This is a genomic window from Streptomyces sp. NBC_00510 (assembly GCA_036013505.1).
In the GTDB taxonomy this organism is placed as follows: domain Bacteria; phylum Actinomycetota; class Actinomycetes; order Streptomycetales; family Streptomycetaceae; genus Actinacidiphila.
Map to the genome: position 1 here is coordinate 3,161,107 of CP107851.1, position 25,348 is coordinate 3,186,454.

Here is a 25,348-nt window from a genome sequence, read left to right on the forward strand (position 1 = left end):
TGGCTCCGGGGGGAGACGGCGCACTCGTCCCGGGGTGCCGTCGATCGAACCGGAGACGCTTGACGCCGAGTGGTTCGTTTGGTCACTCAGCGTTGCAAATAGGTAACCGTGCCATAACGGCGAGTCACGGCACATGCCCGACACGCCGGGAAACTCAGCAAGGTTGTGGCAGGCTGCACCCGGGCAGGTCACACTCGTCCATCGGGAGCAGCGACGCACGTGACGTCGGCAGGCACCACCCGGGAGGTAACCGTGCCCGAACTGCGTGTCGTGGCCGTCAGCAACGACGGCACACGACTGGTGCTCAAGGCTGCCGACAGCACGGAGTACACGCTTCCGATCGACGAACGCCTACGTGCCGCCATCCGCAACGACCGGGCGCGGCTGGGCCAGATCGAGATCGAGGTCGAGAGCCATCTGCGTCCGCGCGACATCCAGGCGCGGATACGAGCCGGTGCCACCGCGGAGGAGGTCGCGCAGCTCGGCGGGATCCCGGTGGAGCGCGTCCGGCGCTTCGAGGGCCCCGTGCTGGCGGAGCGCGCCTTCATGGCCGAGCGGGCCCGCAAGACCGCGGTGCGGCGTCAGGGCGAGAGCACCGGTCCGCAGCTCGGTGAGGCCGTCGCCGAGCGGCTGCTGCTGCGCGGCGCCGAGAAGGACAGCGTCCTGTGGGACTCCTGGCGACGTGACGACGGCACCTGGGAGGTGCTCCTCGTCTACCGGGTGGCCGGTGAGCCGCACTCCGCGAGCTGGACGTACGACCCGCCGCGGCGGCTCGTCCAGGCCGTGGACGACGAGGCGCGCGCGCTCATCGGGGAGACGACCCAGGAGGCCGCGCAGGAGCCGAGCTACCCCTTCGTACCGCGGATCGCGCGGCTGCCGCGCGACCGTGCGCTGGAGCGGCCCGACCGCGCCGAGCGGGCGGAACGCACGGCCGAGGAGCGGGCGGAGGAGGAGCGCGACTCCCTGACCAGCCTCCTGGAGGCGGTCCCCAGCTTCCGCGGCGACATGGTGGTGCCGGCCCAGGCGGGGCCGCCCACCGTCACGCCCGACACGCCGGCCGCGGCCGCGGCAGCGGTCACGGAAGACGGTCCCGACACGCCCGGGGCGGAGGAGGAGGCGCCGCCGGCCCCCGCCGCGAGCGCCGGCGCGGGCTCCGCGTACGCCGACGTCCTGATGCCGCGTTCGGTCGGCGCCCACCGCGACCGGCTGGTCGGGTCCACCGACCGCCAGGCCGAGGCGGACGGGGTCCGTCCGGGGCGGCGGGCGACGGTGCCGAGCTGGGACGAGATCGTCTTCGGGAGCCGGCGCAAGAAGCAGGACTGACCGGGGCACGCTGCCCCTCAGGGGGTGCCCCGGTGCGGTCCTCCGTGTGGGCCGGCCGCCGGCCGCCGGCGCCCTGTCAGCCCGGTTGCGGCCCGGTCGCGACGTCGCGGCCCGCCGTGGACCACTCGCTCCAGGAGCCGACGTAGAGCGCCGCGGGGATGCCGGCGACCGCCAGGGCCAGCACCTCGTGGGCGCCGGAGACGCCCGAGCCGCAGTAGACGCCGACCTCGGCGCCGGGCGTGGCGCCGGCCTTGCCGAAGCGCGCCGCCAGTTCGTCGGCGGCGAGGAAGACTCCGGTGTCCGGGACGACGTTCTGCGTGGTCGGGGCGTTGACCGCGCCGGGGATGTGACCGGCGACGGGGTCGATGGGCTCGGTGTCGCCCCGGTAGCGCTCCGGCGCACGGGCGTCCAGGAGGACGCCGCGGCGGGCCAGTGCCGCCGCCTCGTCGGCGGTGAGCACGGGAAGCGCGCCCGGCGCCGCGGTGAAGTCGCCCTCCTCGTAGGCGGGGACGTCCGTCTCGAGGGGCAGTCCCGCCGCCGTCCACGCCGCGAGCCCGCCGTCCAGGACGCGGACCCGCTCGTGCCCGGCCCACCGCAGCAGCCACCACGCGCGGGCCGCGCCCCAGCCGAGACCGCCGTCGTAGACCACGACGTCGCGGTCCGCGCCGACGCCCGCGCGGCGCATGGCGGCGGTGAACACCGCGAGGTCCGGGAGGGGATGGCGGCCCGCCTCCCCGGGCGGTCCGGCGAGTTCGGTGTCCAGGTCGACGTAGTGCGCGCCGGGCAGATGACCGGCCTCGTACGCGGGACGGCCGGGCGGCCCGCCCAGTTGCCAGCGGACGTCCAGAAGGGCGGCGCCTGCCGGGACGCCCTTCGGCGGCGCGGCCAATTCGGTTACGGTAATGACAGGATGCATAAGCCCATTGTGGTCACCCGGCGCGGGAAATCTGCGGCGCGGCCCCGGTCCGCGGCACACCTGGTGGTGCGAGCATCGCTGTGGCACGTCCCCTGCAAGCCCGAGCGTTGCTCCCCAGGAGAGAATTGATGACCGAGGTAGGGAACCGCCACCCGCACGGCACCCCGTGCTGGGTCAGCCTGCTGGCTCACAGCGTCGAGGCCACGCAGGAGTTCTACAGCCATCTGTTCGGCTGGGAGTTCCACCCCGGTCCGCATTCGCTGGGCCTGTACGTGCGCGCCACGCTGGACGGGAAGAGCGTGGCCGGCATCGGCGAGCTGCCCAGGGACCGGCACCTGCCCATCGCCTGGACGACCTACTTCGCCACGGACGACGCCGACAAGACCGCCGAGCTGATCCGGATCTGCGGCGGCACGGTGGGCGTCGGCCCGCTGGACGCGGACGACGCGGGACGGCTGGCCGTCGCCTCGGACCCGATGGGCGCGGTGTTCGGGGTGTGGCAGGCCCGGCACCACCGCGGGACCGAGGTCTTCGGGGTACCGGGCGCGCCGGTCTGGAACGAGCTGGTCACCCGGGAGACCTCGCTGGTCGGCAAGTTCTACTCGGTGGTCTTCGGGCTGGAGACCGACGCGGTCGTCTCCACCGACTTCGACTACCTCACGCTCCACCTCGCCGGCCGTCCGGTCGGCGGGATCCACGGCGTCGGCCGGGCCCTGCCGCGCGATCGCGGGGCGCACTGGATGACGTACTTCGAGGTCGCCGACACCGACGCCGCCGCCCGCCAGGTGACGGACCTGGGCGGGACGGTCATCCGCACGCCGCGCGACTCCGAGTACGGCCGGCTGGCCACCGTGGCGGACCCCGAGGGCGCCGTCTTCACCGTGATCCGGTCCCGGCCGCAGCCGGGGGGCGGCGGCAGCTAGTCGACCGGCAGGACGTCCGGCGAGATCGCCGCCGCGCGCGCCGCGGCCGCGGTCATCCGCCGGATGTGGTGGCGGCGGCAGAGCACCTCGTAGCCCATCTTCGCGCCGGGGCGGTTGACGTCGCCGACGACGACCTGCTCGCCCTCGACGACCATCTCCCCGCCCACCGTACGGGCGTTGTGCGTGGCACGGGCGCCGCACCAGCACAGGGCCTCGACCTGGAGCACCTCGATCCGGTCGGCCATCTCCACCAGGCGCCGGGAGCCGGGGAAGAGCTTGGTGCGGAAGTCGGTGGTGATCCCGAAGGCGAAGACGTCCAGCCGCAGGTCGTCGACGATGCGCGCGAGCTGGTCGATCTGGTCCGGGGTGAAGAACTGGGCCTCGTCGACGATGACGTAGTCGGCGCGGGCGCCGCCGGACAGGTGCGTGACGAGGTAGCCGTAGAAGTCGAAGTCGTCGGCGGCCTCGACGGCCTTGGTCTCCAGGCCGAGCCGGGAGGAGAGGACGCCCTCGCCGGCCCGGTCGTTGCGGGTGAAGATCAGGCCCTCCAGGCCGCGTGCCGAGCGGTTGTGCTCGATCTGCAGGGCGAGGGTGCTCTTCCCGCAGTCCATCGTTCCGGAGAAGAACACGAGCTCAGGCATGAGGAGGAGGCGGCCTTTCGGGGCGGGGCGGTGGGCGGTGGGGAGGGAGATGCGTCAGGTGCGGACTTCGAGCAGCGGCACCAGTTGCTCCACGGGGGTCATCGAGCCGTGCAGGCCGACCATGGTGGACTCCCCCGGCTCGGAGCGGGTGGCGACGATCGCGATGTCGTCCCGGGCGACGGCGACGACGTCGCCGATGCGGCCGAGCACCCGGTCCTCCACGACGGGCCCGAACCAGCCCGCGGCGACCGCCTCTTCACGGGAGGCCACCCACATCTGCTCGCCGAGCACCTCGCTCCACACCGCGTGCACGTCGGCTGCGGCGCCGGGCACGGCGTAGACGTGACGGGCCCGGGCCTCGCCGGCGAGGACGGCTACGCCGGCGCGCAGCTCCCAGTCCTCGTCGAAGTCGATCCGGGACTCCGGGTCGAAGGGGATGTCGATCATGCCGTGGTCGGCGGTGATGTAGAGCGCGCTGCGCGGCGGGAGCTGCTCGGCGAGCCGCTGGGCGAGCCGGTCGGCCATCATCAGCTGGCCGCGCCAGGCGTCGGAGTCGACCCCGTGCCGGTGACCCATGGAGTCCAGCTCGCTGTAGTACGTGTAGACCAGCGCCCGGTCGGTCGCGGCGAGCCGCTCGGCGGTGAGGTCCATGCGCTCCTCGCCGGTGAGCCGCCCGTGGAAGGTGCCGCCGCTGAGGGCGATCTTCGTCAGCGGGGTGTGCTGGAAGGTGGGCGAGGTGACCTGGCAGGTCTCGATGCCGGCGGCCTGGGCGAGCTGGAAGACCGTGGGGTACGGCTGCCAGGCGTACGGGTCGGTCCACGGCTGCCAGCGCAGCTGGTTCATCAGCTCGCCGGTGTCCGGGTTCAGCACGGTGTACCCGGCCAGGCCGTGCGCGCCGGGCGGCAGCCCGGTGCCGACGGAGGCGAGCGAGGTCGCGGTGGTGGAGGGGAAGCCCGCGGTGATCGGCCGGCCGCTGCCGGTGGCCGAGCCGGCGATCAGGGAGGTGAGGAACGGCGCCTCGTCGGGATGCCGGCGGATCAGTTCCCAGCCCATGCCGTCGACGAGGAACACGCAGACCCGGTCGGCGGGCGCGAGGTCGAGCGCCGTCCGCGGGGCGCCGGTGATGCCGAGCCCGGCGGCGACCGCGGGCAGCAGGTCGCTCAGCGAGCCGCTGCCGTAGCGCGGGGCGGGCGCGGCGTACGGATCGAGCGGTTCGTAGGACGGGGCGGGATGGACCATCAGGAGGCCGCGCCCGCGGTCGCCTCGGAGAGCGCCTGCGCGAAGGCGAGGGCCTGGCGGACGGTCTCGGGGCCGTCGCCCGCCTCGCTGACCCGCAGGCTCAGGTCGTCGGCGCTGGAGGAGCCGGTGTAGCCGTGGTCGGCCTCGCAGTTGGGGTCGCCGCAGGCGGCGGGCTCGAGGTCGATGCGGCTGACCGCGCCCCAGCCGATGGTCAGCACGACCTCGCGGGGCAGGGTGCCCGGGGTGTACGACTCGGGGTTGGCGACGACCCGGCTCAGCACGACCGACGAGATCCGCTCGAGCTTGACCGACTCGGTGGAGGTGGTGGCGTAGGGGCTCGGGGAGGTGTCGTCGGCGCTCTGCTCGTCGGTGTGGCTGACGATGAAGCGGGTGCTGGTCAGGACCAGGACGGTGACGTGCCGGCGGACCTCGTTCGCGTCGAAGGTGGTCTCCTGGTGGACCAGGTACGAGGCGACCGCCTCCCCACCGACGGAGGCCTCCACGGCCTCGGCCACGAGGGCGGGGTAGTAGCCGCTGCGCTCGATCGCCGCGCGCAGCCCCTGGGTCGTCGTACCGGTCTTCGCCATGGCGACCATCCTAGTGCGGAGCACGTGTTCAGAAGGACGACAGTGCGCGAGGCCCGAGGTCCGTGCGGGCCGGGGGCCGCGCGAGGCGCACGGAGGCGCCGAGCACGGTGAGGCCGGCGGGGGCCACCACGACCGGTTCGAGGTCGACGGAGACCACCTCGGGCAGGTCGTCGACCAGCCGCGACACCCGCAGCAGCAGCTCTTCCAGGGCGCCGGTGTCCACCGGCTCCGCGCCGCGCCAGCCGAACAGCAGCGGGGCCGCCTTGATGGAGCGGACCAGCTCGGCGACGTCCCGGTCGGTGGCCGGGACCAGCCGGTGCGCCATGTCGCCGAGGAGTTCGGAGGGGGCGCCGGCGATGCCGAAGGAGAGCACGGCGCCCGCGGCCGGGTCGACGGTGGCGCGTACGACCGTGTCGACGCCGCGCGGTGCCATGGCCTGCACGACCAGGTGCAGCTCCTCGGGCTTGCCCAGCCGGGCGGTCAGCTCCTCGAAGGCGCGGCCGAGGTCGTCGGGGCCGGCGATGTCCAGGCGTACGCCGCCGAGGTCGGCGCGGTGCCGCAGGTGGGGCGCGGTGGTCTTGAGGGCGACCGGGTAGCCGAGCCGCCGGGCCGCCTCCAGGGCCGCGTCGATCCCGGGAGCGGGCAGCGTGGGCCGGACCGTGATGCCGTAGCGGGCCAGCAGGGCGGCGGCCGCCGAGTCGTCGAGGGGGACGCCGTGGGTGTCGCCGGCGGGCTCCGCCGCCTCGTCGAGCAGCCGGGTGACGTCCTGGCAGGCGCCCGCCTCGTCGACGTCCTCGAACTCCGGCACCCTGCCGGGCACCTGGGCGTCCCTGCGCCACTGGGCGTAGGCGGCGGCCCTGGCCAGTGCCTTCACGGCGCGCTCGGCGGCGCCGTACGCGGGGATGCGGACGGCGGCGAGGCGGGTGGCCATGGCCTCCAGGGCGGTGTGGACGATCACGACGGGCTTCCCGGTGCCGGCCTCGTCCGCGGCGGCGTGGAGGGCTTCGGCCAGCGCGGGGTCGTCGCTGCTCGCGGGGGCCTCCCCGAGGTCGGAGCCCACGCGCGGGATGGCGGTGACCACGACGGCGTCGTGGGCGGGGTCGGCGAGGGCGGCGGTGAGGGCGGCCCGGAAGTCCTCGGGGCCGGCGGCCGTGGTGAGGTCGAGCGGGAGGCCCGGTTCCAGCCCGGCGGTGAGGCAGGCGTCGTAGGTGAGCAGGCCGAGCGACTCCGAGTTGCCGAGGACCGCGACACGGGGGCCCGCGGGCAGCGGCCGGCACGACAGCAGCAGTCCGGTGTCGAGGAGCTCGGTGACGGTGTCGGTGCGGATGACGCCGGCCTGCCGCAGCAGGGCGGAGACGGTGCTGTCCGGGATGCGGGCGGGGGGCACCGCGTGGCCGGGCGGGGCGGCCGCCGAGTGCCTCGCGCCCTTGACGACGACGACCGGCTTGACGGCGGCGGTGCGCCGGGCGAGGCGGTAGAACTTGCGCGGGTTGCCGAGGGTTTCGAGGTAGAGCAGGGCGACGTCGGTGGCCGGGTCGTCGTACCAGAACTGCAGGATGTCGTTGCCCGAGACGTCCGCCCGGTTGCCGACGGAGACGAAGGACGACAGCCCGGCGCCGCGCCGGCGCAGCCCGGACAGCAGGGCGATGCCGATGGCGCCGGACTGGGTGAACAGGCCGAGCCGTCCGGCGTCCGGGGTCTGCGGCGACAGGGAGGCGTTGAGCCGGACGTCCTCGGCGGAGTTGAGGATGCCGAACGCGTTGGGGCCGATGACGCGCATCCCGTACGAGTGGGCCTGCCGCACCAGGGCGCGCTGCCTACGGCGGCCGTCGGCCCCGGATTCGGCGTAGCCGGAGGAGATCACCAGCAGGCCCAGGACGCCGTGCCGGCCGCATGCGTCGACGGCCTCGGCGACGTCGTCGGCGGGCACGGCGATCACGGCGAGGTCGACGGTGTCGGGGATCTCGGCGACGGAGCGGTGGGCGGGGACGCCCTCGGGGTCGAGGGTGCGCAGGTCCTCGGGGAAGGAGCGGTTCACGGCGTGGACGCGGCCGGTGTAGCCGCCCGCGACGATGTTCCGGAGCACTCCGCGGCCGACGCCGCCCGGCCGGCGGCCGGTGCCGATGACGGCCACCGAGGCGGGGGCGAGCAGCCGCTGCACGGAGCGGGCCTCGGCGCGCTGCTCGCGGGCGCGCATGACGGCGAGGGACTGCTCGGTGGGCTCCAGGTCGCATTCGAGGCGGACGACGCCGTCGGTGAAGCTGCGCTGCTGGGTGTAGCCCGCGTCGGTGAAGACCTTGATCATCTTGCGGTTGGAGGGCAGCACCTCGGCGATGAAGCGGCGGATGCCGCGCTCGCGGGCCACCGCCGCGATGTGCTCCATCAGGGCGGAGGCCACCCCGCGGCCCTGATGCGCGTCCTGGACCAGGAAGGCGACCTCGGCCTCGCCGTCGTCGGTGCGGTCGTAGCGGACGGTCGCGATGAACTCGCCGCCGACCAGGGCCGCCAGGCCGACGCGGTCGCGGTAGTCGTGGTGGGTGAAGCGGTGCACGTCCCGGTCGGAGAGCCGGGGGTAGGGCGCGAAGAAGCGGTAGTACTTGGACTCGTCGGAGACCTTCTCGTAGAAGCTCACCAGCCGTCCCGCGTCGTCCGGCGCGATGGGCCGGACGTGGGCGATCCCGCCGTCGCGCAGGACCACGTCCGCCTCCCAGTGGACCGGGTAGTCGCGCTCTGCGGCGGACGGCGTCGTCATGGCCCAAGCGTACGGGCACCCTGCCGGTCGCGGGACCGGTGCGACGATGTGGGGACGGACCGGTGTCCGAGGCATGGCAGACTGGTCTAGACCTCCCAGGAACGACCCGAAGGGCAACACCATGGCTGAGCGCCGCGTCACCATCGGCTGGGCCGAGGGCCTGCACGCACGTCCCGCTTCGATCTTCGTCCGCGCGGCCACCGCCGTGGGCGCCCCCGTCACCATCGCCAAGGCGGACGGGGCCCCGGTCAACGCCGCCTCGATGCTCGCCGTGCTGAGCCTGGGCGTGGCCGGCGGCGAGGAGGTCGTGCTGGCCTCCGACGCGGAGGGCGTGGACGCCGCTCTGGACAGCCTGGCCAAGCTCGTCTCCGAAGGGCTGGACGAGCTCCCCGAGACCGTCTGACATCGCGCGGAGCCGTGGTGCGGCAAAAGGGGCGGGCCTGCGCGTGAAATCCGGCCGGATTTCGCGGACCCGCCCCTTCGTCATTGCGAAGTCATTTTCGGGCAGCGCGCAGCACAATAGGGCGCGGAAATATCCCGCGCACAATTCCCCAAGTTGTATACGGCACTTCTGTTAAACCCGGCCGCGTGAAGTGTGTACGGCGTGTTTCCGATTCCTCACCGCGCCGCGGCGCCGCGTCCCGTGCTCTCCGGACGGCGCAGCCGGTGCACCGCCGTCGCCCGCTCCACATGGGCCGCCATCAGCCTCCGGGCCCGCTCCGCGTCACCGCGCGCCACCGCGTCCACGACCGCCCCGTGCTCCTCCCAGGACTCCACGGCGCGCCCGGGGGTGTCCACCGCGTACACCCAGGCGATCTTGTGCCGCAGCTGGGTCAGCAGCGCCACCAGGGTCGGGCTGCCGGAGGCCTGGGCCAGCGTCTCGTGGAACCAGCCGTCCAACGCGGGCAGGTCGGACAACTGGCGCCGGAGGGAACGTTCCTGGCCCAGCCGGACGAGCCCGCGCAGTACCTTCACATGGGCCTCGGTGCGCCGCTGCGCCGCCCGCGCCGCGCCCAGCGGCTCCAGCAGGGCGCGGATGTCCAGCAGGTCGGCGGCCTCCTGCTCGGTCGGCTCGGCCACGGACGCCCCGGCGTGCCGGCGGGTCCGCACGAAGCCCTCGGACTCCAGGGTGCGCAGCGCCTCGCGCACCGGGACCCGGGACACCCCGTAGCGCTTGGCCAACTGCTCCTCGGTCAGCCGGCTCCCCGGCGCGAAGAACCCGCTGATGATGTCGTCACGGATCGCGGTGCACACCGCCCGGGCCGAAATCGGGCGGCCCGTGCCGCCAGCCCCCTTCACGTACGACCCCACATCGCAGGTTCCTTTCGGTGCGCGCCGACGGCCGTCTTTTAATCCCCGCGTAACGGAGGAGCCGGCGTTTCTGCCGCGACTCTATTCCAGCACGCCGTCGATTCCGACGGCCGGCCTGAATTCATGGAGCATTTTTGGACACCCCTCGGCCGGGAAGCGCCGGCATGCCGAAGGCCCCGGCGGGGGAACCGGGGCCTTCGTGTGGGGGGAGGGGAATGGCTCAGATGCGGACGCCCTTGGAACGCAGGTACGCCAGCGGGTCCACGTCGGCGCCGTAGGACGGTGCCGTACGGGCCTCGAAGTGCAGGTGCGGTCCCGTCACGTTGCCGGTGGCGCCCGACAGGCCGATCTGCTGCCCCGCGGAGACGGCCTGGCCCACGGACACGCCCAGCGAGGACAGGTGGGCGTACTGGGTGTACATGCCGTCCGCGTGGCGGATCACGACGTTGTTGCCGTAGGAGCCACCCCAGCCCGCCTCGACGACGGTGCCCGCGCCGGCGGCGTGCACCGGGGTGCCGACGGAGGCCTGGAAGTCCACGCCGGTGTGGTAGCCGGAGGACCACAGGCTGCTGGTCGCGTGGTAGGGCGTGCCGATGGAGCCGGCGACCGGCGGCATCCAGCCGCCGAGCGTGCCGCGGCCCTTGGCGGCGCCCCGGGAGGCGTGCGCGGTGCCGCTCTCCCGGGCCGCCTTGGCCTTGGCCTCCTTGGCGGCCACCTCCTTGGCGGCGCGCTCACGAGCGGCACGCTTGGCGCGCGCGACATGGGCGTCGTGGCGCTGGCGCGTGACGACGGCGGCCCGGTGCTGGGCCGAGGCCTGGTCGGCGAGGTGCGCGGCGAGGTCCCCGGCGACCGCGGCGCAGCGGGCGAAGGCGGAACCCTCGGCCCTGGCGTCGGCAGCCGCGGCGGGCACGACGAACGCGCCGGTGGTGACGGTGGTCAGCGCGGCGGCGCCGGCCAGGGTGGAACGTATGGAGAACGACGCCATGGGCAGGCGGGGATCCTTTCCTTCCTTCTCGCCTACCGGGTTAGCTGACGGGTTCGGAGCAGGAAGGTCTCCTACGGGCGGCGACAGGCCGCCCGATTCACCCCAGGGACATCTCAGGTGGGTCCCCGGCTCCCCAGGCTCACGCCCGACGGGGACTCGGCGATCGTTGCTCCGGTGCCGCGGGAGGCGGCTGCTTCCGCCGGACAACCCGAGGACGTTAACCAGGCGTTGCTCCCGGCTCCAAAAAAATCCGGCAATATGTGCGGGATGCCACACCGGCCGCCAACCGGTCGCAACCGTCCGCAATCCCGCGATGCCGCAGCTCCCCGGCGGTGCGCGCCCCTCCGGGAAGCCCCCGCACGGCCGTGGCGCGGGTCGCGGTGACCGGCGTCACCGTCCGGCCCGGCCGAACGGGACCCGGCGGCGGCACCGCGTACGTAGGGTCACGGGGTGACCACGACACCAGGGGCGGCCACCGACGCCGCCCGCGCCGCCGAGGACTTCCTGCGCGCCTTCCACGACCGGATGCCCGGCCGTCAGTCGGAGGGGACCGAGGCCGCCCCCACCCGCGACGGGCGGACGAGTTACGAGGTGCTCGCCGAGCGTGTCGCCGGCGCCCGGCGGGTCCTGGACCTCGGCTGCGCGGACGGCGCCCTGCTGGAGCTGCTCGCCGGGCGCGGGGCCGAGGTTCCCGCCGGCGTCGACCTGTCGGAGGGCGAGCTGGCCCTCGCCCGCCGGCGGCCCGCGCTGGCCGGCGCCGACCTGCGGCAGGGGCGTGCGCAGGAGCTGCCCTTCGCCGACGGCTCCTTCGACGCCGTGGTCTCCCACATGGCGCTCATGCTGATGTCGGACCCCGACCGGGTCGTGGCCGAGGCCGCTCGGGTGCTCGCACCGGGCGGCACGTTCGCCGTCGCCGTCGGCGGCGGGCCCGTCCCCGGCGAGGCCGTGGAGCTCTTCCTGACGCTGGCCGTGCCGTACTTCCGGGCGGCGAAGCGGCGCCTTCCGCGGCTGGGCGACCGCAGGACACGGAGCCGGGAGGGGCTCGACGGACTCCTCGCACCCCTCGGCTTCGCGCCGCTGTCCTGGGAGACGGTCGTCATCGGCATGGACGGGACGCCCCACGAGGTCTGGTCCGCCCTCACCGGGACGTTCTACAACATGGAGGTCCTGGACGAGGAGCCGACCGCGGAGCTGCGCGCCGTGTTCCTGGACCGGGCCGCCGGCCTGAGCGGAGCCGGCGGACGGATTCCGTGCGGCATGCGGATCAACGTGGCGGCGGCCCGGCTGGGCCGCTGAACGGGCACCCCCCGCGCACCGCGGCCCCGGGCGCCGCAAGGGCACCCGGGGCCGCGCCGTGGAGCCACCGGTCAGCCGCCCGTGACGACCTCGACCGGGCCGATGCCCAGCTCGCGGATCGGGTCCGCGATGACGGAGGCGTCGCCGACGAGGACGACCACCAGCCGGTCCAGGGGGAAGGCGTTGACGGCCGCGGCCGTCGCCTCCACCGTGCCGGTGACGGCCAGCCGCTCGTAGAGCCGGGCCTGGAAGTCGTCCGGCAGGGACTGCTCGACCTGGTCGGCGAAGGTCCCGGCCACCGCCGAGGCGGTCTCGTAGCGCAGCGGCGCGACGCCCACCAGGTTCTGCACGGCGGCGTCGCGCTCCTCGTCGGTGAGCCCCTCCGCCGCCAGGGTGCGCAGCACCTGCCAGGTGTCGGCCAGCGCGGGCGCGGTGACGTCGGTCGCCACGGACCCGCTGATGCCGAGCAGGGAGACACCGGTGCCCTCGGGCGTGGAGAGCAGCACCTGGCCGAAGGCCCGCACGCCGTAGGTGTAACCCTTCTCCTCGCGCAGGACGCGGTCCAGGCGCGAGGTCAGCGTGCCGCCGAGGCAGTACGTCCCGAGCACCTGGGCGGCCCAGACGGGATCGTGGCGGTCCGCGCCGGCGCGGCCGATGAGCACCTGGGTCTGGACGGACCCGGGCCGGTCGACGATCACGACGCGCGCGGTGTCGTCCGCGGTGATCGCGGGCAGCGGGCGGCGCTCGGCGGGCTTGCCGCTCCACTCCCCCAGCGTGCTCTCGAGCAGCGCCTCCAGGTCGATCCCGGTGAAGTCGCCGACCACGACGGCCGTCGAGGTGGACGGCCGTACGTGCGTGTCGTAGAAGGCACGGACGGCGGAGGCGTCGATGCGCGCGACCGTCTCCTCGGTGCCCTGGCGCGGCCGGGAGCAGCGCAGGTCGGCGGCGAAGAGCTCCTTGGACAGCGCCATGGCGGCGCGGCGCGCGGGGTTGGCCAGCTCGTGCGGGATCTCGTCGAGGCGGTTGCGCACCAGCCGCTCGACCTCGCCGTCCGGGAACGCCGGGGCGCGCAGCGCGTCGGCGAGCAGGCCGAGGGCCTTGTCGAGACGGGAGGCGGGGACCTCCAGGGAGACCCGGACGCCGGGGTGGTCGGCGTGCGCGTCGAGGGTGGCCCCGCAGCGCTCCAGCTCGGCGGCGAACTCCTCGGCGGTGTGCTTGTCGGTGCCCTCGGACAGGGCCCGGGCCATGATCGTGGCGACGCCGTCCAGGCCCTCGGGCTCGGCGTCGAGCGGCGCCGTGAGCAGCACCTCGACGGCGACGACCTTCTGGCCGGGGCGCCGGCTGCGCAGCACCGTCAGCCCGTTGGGCAGCGTGGACCGCTCGGGGGCCGGGAAGTCCCAGGGCTTGGGCTGCCCCGGCCGTGGCTGCGGGTGGAACGTCATGGTGGTGTGGACGTCGGTCACTGGTCCGCGCCCTCCTCGTCCTCGTCGGAGTCCTCGCCGGAGGCGGCCGCCGAACCCGTGGGCTCGTAGACCAGCACGGCTCGGTTGTCGGGCCGCAGGGTGGCCGCGGCGACGGCGCGCACCTCGTCCGCGGTGATGTCCAGGATGCGCTTGACGGCGGTCAGCGCGAGCTGCGGGTCGCCGAACAGCACGGCGTACCGGCACAGTTCGTCGGCGCGGCCGCCGACCGTGGCGAGCCGGTCCAGCCACTCGCGCTCGAGCTGGGCCTGGGCCCGCTCCATCTCCTCCGGGGTCGGGCCCTCCTCGGCGAAGCGGGCCAGTTCCTCGTCGACCGCGGCCTCGATGGTGGGCACCTCGACGCCGCTGGACGTCTTCACGTCGAGCCAGCCGAGCGACGGCGCCCCGGCCAGCCTCAGCAGGCCGAACCCGGCCGCGACGGCGCTGCGGTCCCGGCGCACCAGGCGGTTGTGCAGCCGGGAGGACTCACCGCCGCCGAGGACGGTCAGCGCCAGGTCCGCGGCGTCGGACTCGCGGGTGCCGTCGTGCGGCAGCCGGTAGGCGGCCATCAGGGCGCGCGAGGGGACGTCCTCCTCGACGACCTCGCGGAGCTCCCCGCCGATCACCCCGGGGAGTGAACCGTCACGGGGCGCCGGCTTGCCGTCGTGGGACGGGATGGTGCCGAAGTACTTCTCGATCCAGGCCAGCGTCTGCTCCGGGTCGATGTCCCCGACGACCGCGAGGACGGCGTTGTTCGGGGCGTAGTAGGTCCGGAAGAAGGCGCGCGCGTCCTCCAGGGAGGCGGCGTCCAGGTCCGCCATCGAGCCGATGGGGGTGTGGTGGTAAGGGTGGCCGTCCGGGTACGCCATCGCGGTCAGCCGCTCGAAGGCGGTGCCGTAGGGGACGTTGTCGTACCGCTGGCGGCGCTCGTTCTTGACCACGTCGCGCTGGTTGTCCAGGCTCTGCAGGTCCAGTGCGGACAGCAGGCTGCCCATGCGGTCGGCCTCGAGCCAGAGCGCGAGCTCCAACTGGTGGGCCGGCATGGTCTCGAAGTAGTTGGTGCGCTCGAAGCTGGTGGTGCCGTTGAGGGAGCCGCCGGCGGACTGGACCAGTTCGAAGTGGCCGTTGCCCTTGACGTTCGCCGAACCCTGGAACATCAAGTGCTCGAAGAGGTGGGCGAGTCCGGTACGGCCCTTCACCTCGTGGCGGGAACCGACGTCGTACCAGAGGCAGACCGCGGCGACCGGGGTGAGGTGGTCCTCGGAGAGCACGACGCGCAGGCCGTTGGCCAGGCGGTGCTCGGTCGCGGTGAGGCCGCCGGATTCTGCCTCCGGCGTGGCCGTGTGACCCATGGGCAAGCTGTCCTTCCGGTCGCGTACTCGTTGTTTTGTGCTGAGACCTGCCACTCTAGGCAGCGGACAAACGGCCCGCGAAGTTCCCGTCACCGCCACGTATGAGGCGGGGGGGTGGTCCGGGCTGTCGGTGGGGCGGTCCACAATGGTCCGCGACAGTCCCGTGTCCTTATCCGATGAGGTCCAGCCGAAGGAGCAGCGCCCTGATGGCCCGCCGCACCACGAAGACCCCGCCGCCGGACGATTTCGAGGAGCGCATCCTCGACATCGACGTCGTCGACGAGATGCAGGGGTCCTTCCTCGAGTACGCCTACTCGGTCATCTACTCGCGCGCCCTCCCGGACGCCCGCGACGGGCTCAAGCCGGTGCACCGGCGGATCGTGTACCAGATGAACGAGATGGGGCTGCGCCCCGAGCGCGGCTTCGTGAAGTGCGCCCGCGTCGTCGGCGAGGTGATGGGCAAGCTCCACCCGCACGGCGACTCCTCGATCTACGACGCGCTGGTGCGCATGGCCCAGCCGTTCTCGATGCGCGTGCCGCTGGTCGACGGCCACGGCAACTTCGGCTCGCTCGGCAACGACGACCCGCCGGCCGCGATGCGGTATACGGAGTGCCGCACGACCCCCGCCGCGATGCTGATGGTCGAGTCGATCGACGAGGACACCGTCGACTTCACGCCGAACTACGACGGCCAGGAGCAGGAGCCGGTGGCCCTGCCCGCCGCCTACCCGAACCTGCTGGTCAACGGCGCCTCGGGCATCGCGGTCGGCATGGCGACCAACATGCCGCCGCACAACCTGGGCGAGGTCATCGCGGCCGCCCGCCACCTGATCCGCTACCCGAACGCGGACCTCGAGACGCTGATGCGTTACGTCCCCGGCCCGGACCTGCCGACCGGCGGCCGGATCGTGGGCCTGGACGGCGTCCGGGACGCGTACGAGACCGGCCGCGGCACGTTCAAGATCCGCGCCACGGTGGCCGTGGAGGACGTGACGGCCCGCCGCAAGGGCCTGGTGGTGACCGAGCTGCCGTTCGCGGTCGGCCCGGAGAAGGTCATCTCCAAGATCAAGGACCTGGTCGGCTCGAAGAAGCTGCAGGGCGTCGCGGACGTCAAGGACCTCACCGACCGCGAGCACGGACTGCGGCTGGTCATCGAGGTGAAGAACGGCTTCCACCCCGAGGCCGTCCTGGAGCAGCTGTACAAGCTGACCCCCATGGAGGAGTCCTTCGGCATCAACAACGTGGCGCTGGTCGACGGCCAGCCGCTCACGCTGGGCCTGAAGGAACTGCTGGAGGTCTACCTCGACCACCGCTTCGAGGTCGTCCGGCGGCGCAGCGAGTTCCGCCGCGGCAAGCGCCGGGACCGCCTCCACCTGGTGGAGGGCCTGCTGGTCGCCCTGGTCGACATCGACGAGGTCATCTCGATCATCCGCGCCAGCGACAACGCCGCCCAGGCCAAGGAGCGCCTCATCGAGCGCTTCGCGCTGTCGGAGATCCAGACCCAGTACATCCTCGACACCCCGCTGCGCCGGCTGACCCGCTTCGACCGGATTGAACTGGAGTCCGAGCGGGACAGGCTGACCGCCGAGATCGAGGAGCTCACCCGGATCCTGGAGTCCGACGCCGAGCTGCGCAAGCTGGTCGGCGCCGAGCTGGCGGCGGTCGCCAAGAAGTACGCCACCGAGCGCCGCACCCTGCTGATGGAGCCGGGCGCGGCCCCCGTCGCGGCCGTGCCGCTGGAGGTCGCCGACGACCCGTGCCGCGTGCTGCTCTCCTCCACCGGGCTGCTGGCCCGTACGGCGAACGGCGAGGCCCTGGCCCCGGGCGACGGCAAGCGCGTCAAGCACGACGTGATCGTCTCGGCGATCCCGACGACGGCGCGGGCCGACATCGGCATGGTCACCTCCACCGGGCGCCTGCTGCGGATCGCCGTGATCGACCTGCCGATCCTGCCGGAGCCCTCCGGCGCGCCGAACCTGGCGGGCGGGGCGCCGCTCGCGGAGTTCCTGTCGCTGGAGCCGGACGAGCAGGTGCTCTGCCTCACCACGCTCGACGAGTCCTCGCCCGGTCTGGCGCTCGGCACCGAGCAGGGCGTGGTCAAGCGCGTCGTGCCGGACTACCCGGCGAACAAGGACGACCTGGAGGTCATCGCGCTCAAGGAGGGCGACCGCATCGTGGGCGCGGTCGAACTGCGCACCGGTGAGGAGGACCTGGTCTTCATCACCGATGACGCGCAGTTGCTGCGCTACCCGGCGGGCCAGGTCCGTCCGCAGGGCCGCCCGGCGGGCGGCATGGCCGGCATCAAGCTGACGGACGGCGCGAAGGTGATCTCCTTCACCGCCGTCGACCCCTCGGCCGACGCCGTGGTCTTCACCCTCGCCGGGACCCGGGAGACGCTCGAAGGGGCCGAGGAGGGCACGGCCAAGCTCACGCCGTTCGACCAGTTCCCGCGCAAGGGAAGGGCGACCGGCGGCGTGCGCTGCCAGCGCTTCCTGAAGGGCGAGGACATGCTGCTCCTCGCCTGGGCCGGTTGCACCCCCGCCCGTGCCGCCACCTCCACGGGCGCGCCGGCCGACCTCCCGCCCAAGGACCCGCGCCGGGACGGCTCGGGCGTGGCCCTCACCAAGCGGGTCTCGGTGGTCGCCGGGCCGGTGTGACCGGCACGTCCACAGCGATGAGGGGCGCGGCACCCGTACCGGGTGCCGCGCCCCTCGGCGTACGCGGTGTCAGGACGCGTACGCCTGCGCCCCGCCGGGTCCGGCCGGGTCGTCCAGGCGCAGCCACACACAGGTGTCCCGGGGCAGCCGGCCGTCCTCGGCGAGCGGTCCGCTGGCCAGCAGGAGCTGCCGGTGCGCGGGGAGCGCGGCGGGGTCCGCGGACAGGTTGAGCACGCAGGCGAACCCGCCCGCGCGGCGGAAGGCGAGCACGTCGGCGGGACCGTCGAGCCAGTCCATCGGGCCCTCGCCGAGGCCGGGTTCCGCGCGGCGGAGCTCCAGCGCCATCCGGTACAGGCTCAGCAGGGAACCGGGGTCCGTCTCCTGCGCCTCGGCGGTGTAGCGCGCCCAGTCCGCCGGCTGCGGCAGCCAGGGGTGCTCGCCCCCGAAGCCGTACGGCGGCGCGTCCCCCGACCAGGGCAGCGGCACCCGGCAGCCGTCACGGCCCGGGTCGGTGCCGCCGGAGCGGAAGTACATCGGGTCCTGCAGCAGTTCGGCCGGGATGTCCTCGACCTCGGGCAGCCCCAGTTCCTCGCCCTGGTAGAGGTAGACCGAGCCGGGCAGGGCCAGGGTCAGCAGAGCGGCGGCGCGGGCGCGCCGGGTGCCGAGCTCCAGGTCCGTGGGGATGCCGTGGGCCTTGGTCTTGAAGTCGAAGCCCGTGTCGGCGCGGCCGTATCGGGTGACCGTACGCGTCACGTCGTGGTTGGCCAGCACCCAGGTCGCGGGGGCACCGACCGGCGCGTGCGCGGCGAGCGTCGCGTCTACGGAGGCGCGGAGCCGGCCGGCGTCCCACGGGCAGGCCAGGAAGTCGAAGTTGAAGGCGGTGTGCAGCTCGTCGGGACGCAGGTAGCGGGCGAAGCGCTCGGTGTCCGGCAGCCACACCTCGCCGATCAGCACGCCGTCGTAGGGATCGGCGACGCTGCGCCAGGAACGGTAGATATCGTGCAGCTCGTCGCGGTCGATGTAGGGGTGCGGGTCGGTGCCCTCCACGAAGTCGGGCAGGTCCGGGTCCTTGGCGACCATGGCCGCCGAGTCGATGCGCACCCCGGCCACGCCGCGCTCGAACCAGAAGCGCAGTACGTCCTCGTGCTCCCGTCGCACCGTGGGGTGGGCCCAGTTGAGGTCGGGCTGCTCCGGGGCGAACAGGTGCAGGTACCAGTCGCCGTCCGGGAGCCGGGTCCAGGCGGAGCCGCCGAACTGCGAACGCCAGCCGTTGGGCGGCAGCTCGCCGTCCTCGCCGCGGCCGGTGCGGAAGTGGAACAGTTTGCGCTCGGCGCTGCCGGGCCCGGCCTCGAGAGCGGCCTGGAACCAGACGTGCTGGTCGGAGATGTGGTTGGGGACGATGTCGATGATGGTGCGGATGCCCAGGGCGCGTGCCTCGGCGATCAGCTTCTCGGCGTCGGCCAGGGTCCCGAAGGCCGGGTCGATCGCCCGGTAGTCGGCGACGTCGTAGCCACCGTCGGCCATCGGCGAGGGGTACCAGGGGTTGAACCAGAGCGCGTCCACACCCAGCGCGGCCAGGTACGGCAGTCTGGACCGCACCCCGGCGAGGTCGCCGGTGCCGTCCCCGTCTCCGTCGGCGAAGCTGCGTGCGTACACCTGGTAGATGGCGGCGCCGCGCCACCACGCGTCGGTGGCCTCGGCCGGGTGGGTGTCTGCCACGTGACTGGTCCTTTCGGGCAGCTGGGACCGCGCCGCCCGCCCCGTGGCGGGCGGCGTGGTGCTGGACGGGTGCGGCCGGGGGCCGTCGGGGCCGGGTCTCAGCCCTTGAGGCCGCCGGCGGTGAGACCGCTCATGATGTTGCGCTGGAAGATCAAGAAGATCAGCAGGGTGGGCACCGAGGCCATCGCGATGGCCGCGACCAGCCAGTTCTCCGGCACCCCGCTGGCGAGCGAGTAGATGCCGACGTTGAGCGTCTGCTTCGTCGGGTCGGGCAGGGTGAGCATCGGCCAGAGGAAGTCCTTCCAGACCCCGACGATCGCGAAGATGGAGACCACTCCGAGGATCGGGCGGGAGATCGGCAGGACGACCGACCACAGGGTGCGCAGCTGGGAGGCTCCGTCGATGGCGGAGGCGTCCAGCAGTTCCTGCGGGACCGAGTCGAAGAACCGCTTCAGCAGGAAGATGTTGAAGGCGTTGGTGACCGACGGCAGCCAGATCACCCAGGGCGAGTTGAGCAGGTTGCGCTCGAAGATCGGCACGTCCAGCACGGTCAGGTACTGCGGTACGACCAGGACGGTGGCCGGGATCATCAGCGTGGCGAGCATCATCCCCAGGATCACGTTGCCCAGCACCGGACGGAGCTTGGACAGCGAGTAGGCGGCCGCCACGTCGAACACGAGCTGGAAGGCGAGTGCCCCGAACGCGTACCAGAGGGTGTTGAGCAGCAGGTGGGACAGGTCCATCACGTCCCAGGCGCTCTTGTAGTTCTCGGGGTGCAGGGCGTGCGGGAAGGCGGTGGGCGGGATCTGCGCGAACTCCTCGGTGGACTTCAGGCCGTTGGAGGCCATCCAGTACAGCGGACCGAGGAAGACCAGCGTGAAGGCGACCAGTACCAGGGCGAGGACGGTCCGGTAGACGATCTTGCCACGGCGGCTCGCCAGCTGCGTCGGCGATATCAGCGTTCGGGTGCTGCTGCTCATCGGTGGTTCCCCGCCCTACTCGTCCGTGGCGCGGCTGAGCCGCACGTACCCGGCGGAGAAGACCGCCAGTAGTACGAGCAGGACCAGGCCGAGCGCCGCGGCGCTGCCGTAGTTGCCGAAATTGAACGCGTACTGGTAGATCAGGTAGACGACGGTGGTCGTGGAGCCCTCTGGGCCGGCACCGCCGGTCAGCAGGAACGGCTCGGTGAAGACCTGCATCGTGGCGATGATCTGCATCAGCAGCATCAGCGACAGGATCAGCCGGGTCTGCGGGATCGTCACGTGCCAGATCTTGCGCAGGAGTCCGGCGCCGTCGAGTTCGGCGGCCTCGTAGAGCTCGCCGGGGATGCCCTGGAGCGCGGCCAGGTAGATCAGGGTGGCACCGCCCATGTTCATCCACGTGGCGGCGATGACCACCGACAGCATGGAGGTGCTGGTGGACTGCAGCCACTGCTGCTGGGGCAGGTGCAGCACCTCGAAGATGCGGTTGAACAGGCCGTACTCGGGGTTGTAGAAGTTCTTGAAGAGCAGCACCGAGGCCACCGGCGGCAGCATCACCGGCAGGTACACCAGCAGTCTCAGATAGCCCCGCGCGTGCCGCAGTTCGTTGAGCAGCAGGGCGATGACGAACGGCACCGCGAAGCCGAGCAGCAGCGCCAGGGCGGTGAAGAGCAGGGTGTTGCGCCAGGCCTGCCAGAACGCGGGGTCGTGGAAGACGTAGTTCAGGTTCGACCAGCCGGCCCAGGTGGTGGCCCCGTCCTCGGTCTTCTGGAAGGCCAGCAGGACCTCCCTGACCATCGGGTACCAGGAGAAGAACCCGAAGCAGAGCACGGCGCCGATCAGGAAGCCGTGCGCGGTGAGGTTGCGGCGCAGGGCGCGGCCGGCCCGCCCCGGACGGCGGCCGTCCGGGGCGGGGCGGCGCACCGTACGGCGCGACCGGCTCTTCGCGGGAGTGCTGGTGGGCAGGGTGGGGGCGCTGGGGGCCGACATCGTCGCTCCTGGGTGCCGGGTGCCGAGGGGGCCTGGGCTACTGGTTGGCGAGGACCTGGTTGACCTGGGTCTCCGCGGTGGACAGCAGCTTGGCGGGGTCCGCGTTCTTGTTGGTGAGAACACCGGACATCACGTTGTCCAGGACCTTGTAGATCTCCTGCGCCTTCGGCGGCTCGGCCTTGCCGGGGATCGGGTTGTCCATGAAGGCGCGGAAGTTCTCCACCGGCATCGTGGCGCTCTCGGTCTTCAGCTGGTCGTCCTTGGTCTTGCTGGCACCGATGAAGAAGGCCGGCTGGGGCAGACCGACGGGCAGGCCGTCCGCCTTGGAGCGCGCGTACTCGAACTGGCCCTTGCCGACGCTGAGCGTCTTGAAGTTCAGCCAGGCGATGGCGGCCTTGATCTTGTCGGGCGAGCTGCCCTTCTTGATCATGTAGTCGTTGCCGCCGAAGAGGGTGGCCTTGCCGCCAGGGATCGGGCCCATGCCGAAGTTGGCGTAGTCGGCGCCGAGCTGCTGGACCATGTACGTGATGTCGTCCGGCGCGGCCAGGAACATGCCGAGCTTGTCGGTGGCCATCTGCTTCTGCAGGTCGCCCCACTTGAGCAGCTGCGTCTGGCCCATGCTGTTGTCGGTCCAGCGCATGTCGTGCAGGTTCTGCACGATCTGCTTGCCGAGGTCGGAGTTGAACCCCGCCTTGGTGCCGTCCGCGGAGATGACGTCGCCGCCCAGGCCGTACATCGTGGCCGTGAAGTGCCAGCCGCCGGTGTTCTGGGCGCTGTAGTCGCCGTACCCGGCGATGCCCTTGCCGAGGCCGGCGATCGCCTTGGCCGCGGTGCGCACGTCTTCCCAGGTGGTCGGCGGCTTGTTGGGGTCGAGGCCGGCCTGCGTGAAGAGCTTGCGGTTGATCAGCAGACCCATGGTGTAGTTGCTGGTGGGCAGGCCGTAGAGCTTGCCGTCCTTCTTCAGGACGTTCAGCACGTTGGGGTCGATGTCGTTCAGGGCCGGGACGGTCTTGTCGGTGACGTACGCGGAGATGTCCGCGGCGCCGTCGTTGTCGAGCACCTGCTGCAGGTCGGTGAAGTACGTGTAGAACACGTCCGGCTGGGACTTGGCCTTCAGCGCGGCCGTGAAGCGGGCCGGCTCCTCGCACTGGCCGGGCGTCGACTTACCGTCGATCGTCACGTTCGGGTACTTCTTGTTGAAGGCGGCGACGTCCTCCTTCCACTCCTTGAGCTCCGCCTTCTTCGCGGCCGGCGGCATGCAGTCGATGGTCAGCGTGACCTTGGCCTTCGGGTCCAGCGGGGCGGTGGGGTCGGACGAACCGCCGGCCGCGTCGTTGTCGTTGTCCGCACTGCTGCTGGTGCCGCAGGCGGTGAGGACGGCCAGGGCCATCACGGAGACGAGCGTGGCCGCGGAGGCACGGCGAGCGGGGCGGAACCAGGAGCTTCTCATCGGTGGTCCCCTTCGGGCATGAGCGTGGAAGCCCCCGACCACACGCAGCGGGGGCGTCGCACACTCAAGCACCACAAACAGGTGTCCGCAAGATCTCGCGCAGATTTCGCAAAAGATTGACGGCCTTGCGCAGCTCGGCAACGAAGCCCGCGAACACCGGGAACGGAGCGGGAACCCCGAGGCCGCAAACGCGGACCGGGCGGTTCCGACGTCGTCGGAACCGCCCGGTCCGCGGGGCGCGCGGCCGCTCAGCCGCGCACGGGCCCCGTCGTCCCGCGGACGACCAGCTCGGGCTCGTACAGCAGCTCGTCGGAGGCCACCTGCTTGCCCGCGATCTTCAGCGCGAGCAGCTCGACGGCGGTGCGGCCCATCGCCTCGATGGGCTGCCGCACCGTGGTCAGCGGCGGGTCGGTGCAGGTCATGAACGCCGAGTCGTCGTAACCGACCACGGAGACGTCCCCGGGCACGGACAGCCCCAGCCGGCGCGCCGCCCGCACCGCGCCGAGCGCCATCGGGTCGTTGGCGCAGATGATCCCGGTGACCCCGCGCTCCCAGAGCTTGGCAGCAGCGGCCTGGCCGCCCTCCAGCGTGAACATCGCCCGCCCGACGTGCTCGTCGGGCAGCGACCCGCCGCCCGCGGCGGCCGCGGCCCGCGCCGCGGTCAGCTTGCGCCGCGACGGCATGTGGTCGGTGGGCCCGAGCAGCAGGCCGATCCGCTCGTGGCCCAGCGAGGACAGGTGCCGCCAGGCCTGCTCCACGGCGACCGCGTCGTCACACGACACCCTCGGGAAACCGAGGTCCTCTATCGCGGCGTTGATCAGCACCACCGGCAGGTTCCGCTCGGCCAGCAGGCGGTAGTGGTCGTGCGGCGCGTCCGCCTGCGCGTACAGACCGCCGGCGAAGACCACGCCGGAGACGTGCTGCTGCAGCAGGAGCGAGACGTAGTCCGCCTCCGACACCCCGCCCGCGGTCTGCGTGCACAGCACCGGCGTCAGGCCCTGCTGGGCGAGGGCCGCCCCCACGATGTCGGCGAAGGCCGGGAAGATCGGGTTCTGCAGCTCCGGCAGCACCAGCCCGACCAGCCGGGCCCGGTTCCCCCGCAACTGCGTCGGCCGCTCGTACCCCAGCACGTCCAGCGCCGTGAGCACCGCCTGCCGGGTGCCCTCCGACACCCCCGGCTTCCCGTTCAGCACACGGCTGACGGTGGCCTCACTGACCCCGACCTTCTTCGCTACTTCGGCAAGCCGTCGCGTCATGAGCGCAAGCATACGACATGACATGCAAGTGGTTTGCGCTCTTGCGCAAGACCGCTGGGGCGCCCGACACCCGGCGGTGCCGCCGTGGCGTCAGGGACCGAGGCGTCGCCTCACCCTCAACCTGGGCCAATACAGCGCCCACCTGTCCTGAATAGCGCGCTTCACGACCGTTCCCTGCGGGTAACACTCATTCGACGGCGGGTGCCGGACCCGTGCGTCCCTGCGTGCTTCTCACCTCTCCGAGGCAGTCGACCAGAGCCGCTCGCACCTGCCCGGAGCTTCGTTTCTTCGGGCTGCGGCCGCCATGACGGGCGGGCGTGCGCCGATCGGGGGGTCACATGGCGCGTTCCAGAGAGGTGGGCGGAATCGCCGCCCTGCTGGTCATCGGGGTCACCTCCGTCCTGCTGCTCACGGCCGCCGTCGCCGTGGCCCTGGGCAAGCTCATGGTGGCCCTTGCCTCCCCCTCGGGCCCCGGCCAGGACTCCGCCGCGTCCACCTTCATGGCCGCCAACGCCGCCTTCTCGGGGCTGGCGCTGGCGGCGGTGCTCGTGACGTTCGGCGTCCAGCAGCGGAAGGCCCACCTCCAGCGACGGGAACTGGCAGCCCAGCGCAGGGAGTTGAGCGGCACGCACAACCAGCTCTACCGCACCGCCGAGGCAGAGCTGCGCACCTTGCACGTCGAACTCCTCAAGATCGGCATTGAGCATCCGGAGTTGGCCTCCGTGTGGCCGGAGTTGGAGACGGTTCCCGCCGATCAGGCCCGAGAACTGTTGTACGCCAACATGATCTTCACTCATCACCTCTTTGTGTTGCGCCTGGGCAGCCTGTCCGCGATCGAGTTCCAACAGGTGCTGCGCGACCTGGTGAAGAGCCGCAGGTTCCGCGAGTACTGGACGTGGTCCCGACCGTTCCGTCAGACACGCCTGGACCCCACCGGCGACGAAGCGCGGCTGGGGGCGATGGTGGACGCGTTCATCAGGGAACTGGAAGCCAATGGCGGAGGCAGGTACCCCTGATCGGCTGAATTTCTGTCACGGCTGCACCAAAACTGCACCCTGGAAGCACTCGATCCGCTAAAGAGAAAGGATCTTCGAAGCCTCATGGGAGGGAAGGGGCCATTCACGGAACGGCGCGACCTCCCGGAATGGGATGGATCAGCGTGGAGATCGTGCGCAGGATCGGGGCCTCACCTCGCGAACGCGGAAGCACCGCCGCCGCGACATGCCCCGATATCTTCGAGTTGTCCGATGGCAACTTTGCAGTCATCGGCACCGATGCCACAGCTGACCTGGACGGCAAACTTCCGGCCGACGCGGCCCGGGCGGACTACGAGCGGATCGTAGTGATCACTCGCGACACGCTCCTTCGCGCCAAACAGGACATCCCCGACCTCTGAACCGCCGCTCGCGAACCGTCGGCCTCCCCCCACGAACTGCTCGGAGGGGGAGGCCGCACCATGCCGTGTCGGGCCATCCCAAGCCCCTTCGACGGGGCGCCCAACGTAATACGGG

Annotated in this window: 21 protein-coding genes and 1 riboswitch; of the genes, 7 read left to right on the forward strand and 14 right to left on the reverse strand. The window is 72.3% G+C overall.

What is annotated here, in order from left to right; genetic code table 11:
• Window positions 1-219 precede the first annotated feature (219 nt).
• On the forward strand, window positions 220-1,323 hold the full coding sequence (sepH, locus tag OG937_13915; GenBank protein WUD72712.1) for a septation protein SepH: 1,104 nt from the start codon (window positions 220-222) through the stop codon (window positions 1,321-1,323).
• Between the two features lie 76 nt (window positions 1,324-1,399).
• On the opposite strand, the gene OG937_13920 is transcribed toward sepH, so the two are convergent.
• On the reverse strand, window positions 1,400-2,239 hold the full coding sequence (locus tag OG937_13920) for a sulfurtransferase (protein WUD72713.1): 840 nt from the start codon (window positions 2,237-2,239) through the stop codon (window positions 1,400-1,402).
• A gap of 128 nt (window positions 2,240-2,367) precedes the next feature.
• Here OG937_13920 and OG937_13925 point away from each other — a divergent pair, with 128 nt between their 5' ends.
• Window positions 2,368-3,162, forward strand: coding sequence for a VOC family protein (locus OG937_13925; protein WUD72714.1), 795 nt, complete (start codon window positions 2,368-2,370; stop codon window positions 3,160-3,162).
• On the opposite strand, the gene OG937_13930 is transcribed toward OG937_13925, so the two are convergent.
• The 4 genes from OG937_13930 to OG937_13945 are packed head-to-tail and all read right to left on the reverse strand — an operon-like array spanning window position 3,159 to window position 8,381.
• Window positions 3,159-3,803: a thymidine kinase gene (locus OG937_13930; protein ID WUD72715.1), complete on the reverse strand. Its 645-nt coding sequence runs from the start codon at window positions 3,801-3,803 to the stop codon at window positions 3,159-3,161. The genes OG937_13925 and OG937_13930 overlap by 4 nt on opposite strands.
• A 54-nt stretch (window positions 3,804-3,857) precedes the next feature.
• The gene (locus OG937_13935; protein WUD72716.1) at window positions 3,858-5,042 is read right to left on the reverse strand and encodes an alkaline phosphatase family protein; all 1,185 of its coding nucleotides are present in this window, start codon (window positions 5,040-5,042) and stop codon (window positions 3,858-3,860) included.
• Window positions 5,042-5,629, reverse strand: coding sequence for a DUF5998 family protein (locus tag OG937_13940; GenBank protein ID WUD72717.1), 588 nt, complete (start codon window positions 5,627-5,629; stop codon window positions 5,042-5,044). Before OG937_13940 ends, OG937_13935 begins: the two co-directional genes overlap by 1 nt.
• Before the next feature lie 28 nt (window positions 5,630-5,657).
• Complete coding sequence (locus OG937_13945) at window positions 5,658-8,381, reverse strand: GNAT family N-acetyltransferase (GenBank protein ID WUD72718.1); 2,724 nt, start codon at window positions 8,379-8,381, stop codon at window positions 5,658-5,660.
• Between the two features lie 121 nt (window positions 8,382-8,502).
• Between OG937_13945 and OG937_13950 the strand changes: the two genes are divergently transcribed.
• The gene (locus OG937_13950; protein WUD72719.1) at window positions 8,503-8,784 is read left to right on the forward strand and encodes an HPr family phosphocarrier protein; all 282 of its coding nucleotides are present in this window, start codon (window positions 8,503-8,505) and stop codon (window positions 8,782-8,784) included.
• Between the two features lie 215 nt (window positions 8,785-8,999).
• On the opposite strand, the gene OG937_13955 is transcribed toward OG937_13950, so the two are convergent.
• Together OG937_13955 and OG937_13960 are read right to left on the reverse strand one after the other, a co-directional pair.
• The gene (locus OG937_13955) at window positions 9,000-9,692 is read right to left on the reverse strand and encodes a GntR family transcriptional regulator (GenBank protein WUD72720.1); all 693 of its coding nucleotides are present in this window, start codon (window positions 9,690-9,692) and stop codon (window positions 9,000-9,002) included.
• Window positions 9,693-9,912: 220 nt separating this feature from the next.
• Window positions 9,913-10,677, reverse strand: coding sequence for a M23 family metallopeptidase (locus OG937_13960; GenBank protein ID WUD72721.1), 765 nt, complete (start codon window positions 10,675-10,677; stop codon window positions 9,913-9,915).
• A 14-nt stretch (window positions 10,678-10,691) separates the two neighbouring features.
• Window positions 10,692-10,849, reverse strand: a riboswitch (cyclic di-AMP (ydaO/yuaA leader).
• 278 nt (window positions 10,850-11,127) lie between these two features.
• Between OG937_13960 and OG937_13965 the strand changes: the two genes are divergently transcribed.
• On the forward strand, window positions 11,128-11,973 hold the full coding sequence (locus OG937_13965; protein ID WUD72722.1) for a class I SAM-dependent methyltransferase: 846 nt from the start codon (window positions 11,128-11,130) through the stop codon (window positions 11,971-11,973).
• Window positions 11,974-12,044: 71 nt separating this feature from the next.
• On the opposite strand, the gene OG937_13970 is transcribed toward OG937_13965, so the two are convergent.
• The gene (locus OG937_13970) at window positions 12,045-13,436 is read right to left on the reverse strand and encodes an insulinase family protein (protein ID WUD72723.1); all 1,392 of its coding nucleotides are present in this window, start codon (window positions 13,434-13,436) and stop codon (window positions 12,045-12,047) included.
• Window positions 13,433-14,785, reverse strand: a complete 1,353-nt coding sequence (locus OG937_13975; GenBank protein ID WUD72724.1) for an insulinase family protein — start codon at window positions 14,783-14,785, stop codon at window positions 13,433-13,435. The genes OG937_13970 and OG937_13975 overlap by 4 nt, the downstream gene beginning before the upstream one ends.
• 206 nt (window positions 14,786-14,991) lie before the next feature.
• On the opposite strand from OG937_13975, the gene OG937_13980 reads away from it, so the two are divergent.
• Window positions 14,992-17,442 carry a DNA topoisomerase IV subunit A gene (locus OG937_13980; protein WUD72725.1) on the forward strand — a complete coding sequence of 817 codons (2,451 nt, stop codon included), beginning with the start codon at window positions 14,992-14,994 and terminating at the stop codon, window positions 17,440-17,442.
• 69 nt (window positions 17,443-17,511) lie between these two features.
• Here OG937_13980 and OG937_13985 read toward each other — a convergent pair whose 3' ends face one another.
• The 5 genes from OG937_13985 to OG937_14005 all read right to left on the reverse strand — a co-directional run bounded on the left by OG937_13985 (window position 17,512) and on the right by OG937_14005 (window position 23,837).
• Window positions 17,512-19,161 carry a glycoside hydrolase family 13 protein gene (locus OG937_13985; GenBank protein WUD72726.1) on the reverse strand — a complete coding sequence of 550 codons (1,650 nt, stop codon included), beginning with the start codon at window positions 19,159-19,161 and terminating at the stop codon, window positions 17,512-17,514.
• 98 nt (window positions 19,162-19,259) lie between these two features.
• Window positions 19,260-20,141 carry a carbohydrate ABC transporter permease gene (locus OG937_13990; GenBank protein ID WUD72727.1) on the reverse strand — a complete coding sequence of 294 codons (882 nt, stop codon included), beginning with the start codon at window positions 20,139-20,141 and terminating at the stop codon, window positions 19,260-19,262.
• 15 nt (window positions 20,142-20,156) lie between these two features.
• Window positions 20,157-21,131 carry a sugar ABC transporter permease gene (locus tag OG937_13995; protein WUD72728.1) on the reverse strand — a complete coding sequence of 325 codons (975 nt, stop codon included), beginning with the start codon at window positions 21,129-21,131 and terminating at the stop codon, window positions 20,157-20,159.
• A gap of 37 nt (window positions 21,132-21,168) precedes the next feature.
• Window positions 21,169-22,581 (reverse strand): extracellular solute-binding protein, encoded by a 1,413-nt coding sequence (locus OG937_14000; protein ID WUD72729.1) that lies wholly within the window; start codon window positions 22,579-22,581, stop codon window positions 21,169-21,171.
• A gap of 248 nt (window positions 22,582-22,829) precedes the next feature.
• A complete protein-coding gene (locus OG937_14005) occupies window positions 22,830-23,837 on the reverse strand; it encodes a LacI family transcriptional regulator (protein ID WUD72730.1) in 1,008 nt (335 codons plus the stop codon).
• A 338-nt stretch (window positions 23,838-24,175) separates the two neighbouring features.
• Here OG937_14005 and OG937_14010 point away from each other — a divergent pair, with 338 nt between their 5' ends.
• On the forward strand, window positions 24,176-24,853 hold the full coding sequence (locus tag OG937_14010; protein ID WUD72731.1) for a DUF6082 family protein: 678 nt from the start codon (window positions 24,176-24,178) through the stop codon (window positions 24,851-24,853).
• Window positions 24,854-24,996: 143 nt separating this feature from the next.
• On the forward strand, window positions 24,997-25,233 hold the full coding sequence (locus tag OG937_14015) for a hypothetical protein (GenBank protein WUD72732.1): 237 nt from the start codon (window positions 24,997-24,999) through the stop codon (window positions 25,231-25,233).
• Window positions 25,234-25,348 lie beyond the last annotated feature (115 nt).